Origin of the sequence: Mesorhizobium sp. M7D.F.Ca.US.004.01.2.1 (genome assembly GCF_003997785.1) — a bacterium.
Classification (GTDB): domain Bacteria; phylum Pseudomonadota; class Alphaproteobacteria; order Rhizobiales; family Rhizobiaceae; genus Mesorhizobium; species Mesorhizobium loti.
On record NZ_RZRQ01000417.1, the window covers coordinates 1 to 4,486 of the forward strand.

The following is a 4,486-nucleotide window of genomic DNA, read 5'->3' on the forward strand; positions in this document are numbered from 1 at the left end:
CCCGATGTGGCGGTGCTGGGATCTGGCGATGAGCACCTGCTTGTGGCCTATCTCATCGGTACCGAGGGCAGTCAGGTCAGTCTGGCGGCCATAGTGCCGGAATTGGTGGTGGACCTGTGGGATACGGCCCAGCGCGGTGACTGGCCGGCGGCGATCGCCTTGCATCGGCGACTCTATCCGCTCGCGACTGCCATCTATCGCGAAGCTCCGGCGTTTCGCGCGACGGCCCGGCTAAAAGCCTGCCTGAAGATCCTCGGACACATTGAAAACGACCTTATGCACCCGCCCGCACTGGCGCTGCCGCCTGAGGAATACACGAAGCTGGAAAAGGCCCTCGAAAAAGCGATCTGACGGTCCTGCGTCAGCTCGCCGAACCGCGCCCGCACTCAGCAGCATTACCTCGGGGCTCGGTTGGCAAGGTTTCTTGGCATCCCCAATAATCCGATCTATCGCCCCAACATCGCTGCGGTGTTTTTCGGGGCGTGCTGCTGATCAAGATTGAAGGAACGCGCAGGTCCGGCGCATCGGAAACCTACTGGCAGATCTGGTATCGACAAAATGGGTCTTGCCCTGTGCGCCAGCACATGCTGTCGCCGCCGATGGGCGCGTCTTGGCGGACCTTCCGGAATCGCGCCTGGCGACTCCAATCAATACACTTGGCGCTGTCGCTGGTCGAAAGCGCCTTGATGCTCCACGATGCCGGGATCATCGCTAGCGACTGTTCTGCCATTGAGGGCTGGGGTCATTGAGCTGAAGGGGGCCAGCGTCGACCCATCTGCAAGAGGCAGCGTCAGCGTAACGCGAAAACCTGGATCTCCACTTTCAACCTCGGGTCGGCCAGACGGCCTTCGACGCAGGCTCTGGCAGGGGCCGCACCTTGCGGGACCCATTTTTCCCAGACCGAATTCATTGCGTCGAAATCCTTGATGTCGGGCAGCCAGACATAGGCGTAGGCGATCTTCAACTTGTCTGTCCCGGCTTCTGCGAGAAGCCGGTCTATCTTGGCCAGCGTATCGGCTGTCTGCGTGAGGATATCGCCATCGCGATTGTCGGCGACCTGTCCTGCGGTGACGACCATGGTACCGGCAAGGGGGAATTCAACAAGTTCGCTGAGCTTGGGAGAGGTATGACTGCGCTTGATCACTTGCAAAGCCCTTGCACCGTGGAAACCAATGAAGTGATAGGCTCGCGCGATCAAAACGAAAAACGAGTTTTAGCGACGTTGATTGTTCAGTTTTTCTGGCAACCGAGGTTCAGTGCCGGCAGATTTCAGGCTTGGCCGATCGGCATTTCGCCCAAATGAATGCCTCATTTGCACCGGCAACGTTGTTTGGGGGGCAATATTGGCAGACGGACTTTGACCCATTGACCACGTGATTCAAACGCGAGCAGATCGGCTGTCTGGCGTGGCTTGTCTGACTGTCGCAGGTGTTGTCAATGGAGAGACTCCACTGACCCGACAACAATCTTCATCAAGCCTCGCGAGGCGGGCACCAAGGAGATCAGGAGCGTCGGGAGGTACGCCGCTGATATATGCCCGCCCCGCGAGCTCTTATTGGTCAGGCTGCAATATTGCCTCGCGCCTGCAGCTTGCCAATGGTTTGCTTGATTGTGCCAACCACGCGCTCACGTTCGGGACCAACAAGTGGCAGACGGGGCGCTCGGGTCCACTCAGGGCTGCCGCAGACGAGATGTTCTGCCAGCTTGATATATTGGACGAGCTTGACATGCACATCGAGATGGAAGGCCGGTGTCATGATGCGGTAGAGACTGCGGGCTTCGTCGAAGCTGCCTTCAGCGCATAGATTGAAGATAGCAACACATTCCTCGGGCCAGGCATTGGTCATTCCCGAAACCCAGCCGGTGGCGCCAAGCGCCATGCTTTCGAGGATCAGGTCGTCGACACCACAGAAGATGCGATAGCGGTCGCCAAGCTCGTTATACATGTCAGTTATGCGACGAATATCACCAGTCTCCTCCTTGATACAGACGATCGACGGTACATCTGCGAGATCCTTCAAGATATCCGGTGTGACGTCGACGCCGTATGCAATCGGATTGTTGTAAATCATGATCGGGATGCCGCAGGCCTTGGCGATGTTCCTGTACCACGCGGCAGTCTCGCGTGCGTCAGTCTTGTAGCCCAGGCTCGGAAAGACCATCAGCCCTTCGGCGCCATAGCCCTCAAAGGTCTTGGCCGTCTTGGCAGCGCCTTCGCTTGACAATTCGGCGAGGCCAGAAAGCAGCGGGACGCGACCGCCAATGGCTTCCTTGGCGCCTCGGATGACCATCTCCTTTTCAGACGGCAACAGCGAAGCGTTCTCGCCCAGCATCGGGAGCACGACAATGCCGGAGACGCCGTTGGAGATCAGTCGGTCGATGCTCTTTTGAGTGGCCTGCAGATCGATCTCGCCGGACTGCTTCATCTTGGTGGTCACAGCGGGAAAAACGCCTTTCCAGTCAGCCATGTTCTTAACCTTCCTATTTATCTGAAATTGTTACGGTTTTCTGCTTTGTATCCAATATGCAATTAATGCGGTCAGTTGTCCATATGGCACCTCGCATTCTATGCAAAACGTGAGGCTGAGTAGGGTGCAAGGTCGATGGAACTCGGCCCGAGGCCAATCAACTCGGCAACAAGTCGCGCTGTCGGCGCAGCCTGCGTCAGCCCGAGATGGCCGTGGCCGAAGGCGTAGATCGCATTGCTCGCGCCTGTGGCCCTGCCTATTACCGGCAAGGAGTCGGGTGTGGTCGGCCGTTGGCCCATCCAGACAGTGCCTGACCTCAAGGTAAGCTTGGGCACCGCCCGCCGGCCAAGCTCCATCAGCACTTCGGAACGACGGAAATTGGGTTCCGCCACAAGCCCCGTGAACTCGGCAGCTCCGCCAATGCGCAGACGCCGCTCAAGCGGTGTGACGACAAACTTCTGCTCAGCGAAAATGATCTCATGGTTGATTTCGATTCCGTCGGAATCGACCGTGGTGTTGTATCCGCGCTCGCTCTCCAGCAACACCCGGTCACCCAGCATCGCGGCAAGGGCGGCCGACCACGCGCCTGATGCGATGATGACCGCATCCGCTTTTGATACGCCACCCCTTGCCAACCTCACCGAAGTGACCGCGCGATCTTGGATCTCGAAGCCCGTCACCTCATCGGCAATGATAGTGGCCCCGCGTTGGCGAACGAAGGCCAACAGACGCTCTACAATGCGTTTGGGGTCGGCGACATGACTCCAGGATGGCATGTAGATGCCAGTCTCGAAACGATCGGAGAGGTCCGGTTCCCTATCACGCAGTTCGGTTGCCGAAAGCACCGACCACTTGATGCCGTGGTCCCGACGCAGCGCCCATTCGGTCGCGTCCGCGTTGAAAGCCTGCCTGGTGGAATAGACAGTTATTGCACCAACCCGCTTCAGATCACCGGCAAGCCCAATCCTATCCATGAGCGGGACCAAGTCATCATAAACAAGCGCGTTCAGGGCGCTCAGCGCACCGGCTATCCGACGCACCTCGCCGATGCGCCCCGCTTTCAGGAAGGCGATCAACCAAGGCAACATACTGGGAGCATGCGCCCAATTGACGAACAACCGACCAACAGGATCCATGAGCCATCCGGGCACCTTCCAGACAAGGCCAGGTACCGAAGCCGGCACGACTTCGGTGACCGCTATGCCGCCGGCGTTGCCCCACGAGCATTTCTCGCCTTCGGGCGTGCGGTCCACCACGGTGACGCGCATTCCAAGCCCCAGCAGGCGCTCGGCGCAAGCAAGCCCGACGATTCCCGCTCCGATAACGACGACGTGAGGGGTCATGGCGCCTGGTCAATTCCCCATGCCGTAGTGCGTCGGCAGCCAAAGGGTGAGTTGTGGAAATGCCGCAATTACCACCAGCATAACCAGGAGCACGAAGAAGAACGGCAGGATTGCTTTCGTCGCCGACCAGATGTCCACCCGCGCAATCGCGGCGCTGATGTAAAGGCACAACCCAACCGGCGGATGTATGAACGAGAGACCGACATTTGCCAGCACGATGATGGAGAAGTGCAGGGGGTCGAGACCGTATTGCTTTGCCAGAGGCACAAGGATCGGCATAAGCACGATCAAGGCTGGCAGTGCATCCATGATCATGCCCACAGCCAGAAAGACAACATTCACGATAAGAAGGAACTCAACTGCGTTGTGCGCAAAAGAGGTGATGAATTCGGCGATCTGGTGAGGCACCTGTTCGAAGGTGAAGAAGAAGGACAGGGCGCTGGCCATGCCTATTACCAAGAGTACGGCGCCAGTGGAACGGCAGGCTTCCACCATCAGCGTTGGCAGGTCGGACACACGCAACTCGCGATAAACAAAGAGACTGACGAGCCCACCATAAATTACGGCGATTCCAGCTGCTTCGGTCGGCGTGAAAAACCCTCCGCGTATGCCGCCTAGGATAATGCCAGGCATCAGCAGCGCCGGAATACTCTCGACCAGGACGCGCTTCCACTC

General features: G+C 58.4%; 5 protein-coding genes. 1 reads left to right on the plus strand and 4 read right to left on the minus strand.

The annotated features are described in order from the left end of the window. On the plus strand, window positions 1-351 hold a 351-nt coding region (locus tag EN993_RS31945; RefSeq protein WP_206532449.1), incomplete at its 5' end, for a dihydrodipicolinate synthase family protein. 439 nt (window positions 352-790) lie between these two features. Here EN993_RS31945 and EN993_RS31950 read toward each other — a convergent pair. From EN993_RS31950 to EN993_RS31965, 4 genes are all read right to left on the minus strand, one after another. Further along, on the minus strand, window positions 791-1,150 hold the full coding sequence (locus EN993_RS31950) for a RidA family protein (protein WP_348630444.1): 360 nt from the start codon (window positions 1,148-1,150) through the stop codon (window positions 791-793). A gap of 409 nt (window positions 1,151-1,559) precedes the next feature. Continuing rightward, window positions 1,560-2,468, minus strand: a complete 909-nt coding sequence (locus EN993_RS31955; RefSeq protein WP_127265763.1) for a dihydrodipicolinate synthase family protein — start codon at window positions 2,466-2,468, stop codon at window positions 1,560-1,562. A 98-nt stretch (window positions 2,469-2,566) separates the two neighbouring features. Then, the gene (locus EN993_RS31960) at window positions 2,567-3,811 is read right to left on the minus strand and encodes an FAD-binding oxidoreductase (protein WP_127265765.1); all 1,245 of its coding nucleotides are present in this window, start codon (window positions 3,809-3,811) and stop codon (window positions 2,567-2,569) included. Window positions 3,812-3,820: 9 nt separating this feature from the next. Beyond that, the coding region (locus EN993_RS31965; RefSeq protein WP_164757943.1) for a TRAP transporter large permease at window positions 3,821-4,486 on the minus strand (666 nt) is incomplete at its 5' end.

Bases quoted from the DNA above. Each gene is read 5' to 3' on its own strand.
- EN993_RS31955 (WP_127265763.1), bottom strand. From the start codon at position 2,468: ATGGCTGACTGGAAAGGCGTTTTTCCCGCTGTGACCACCAAGATGAAG.
- EN993_RS31960 (WP_127265765.1), bottom strand. From the start codon at position 3,811: ATGACCCCTCACGTCGTCGTTATCGGAGCGGGAATCGTCGGGCTTGCT.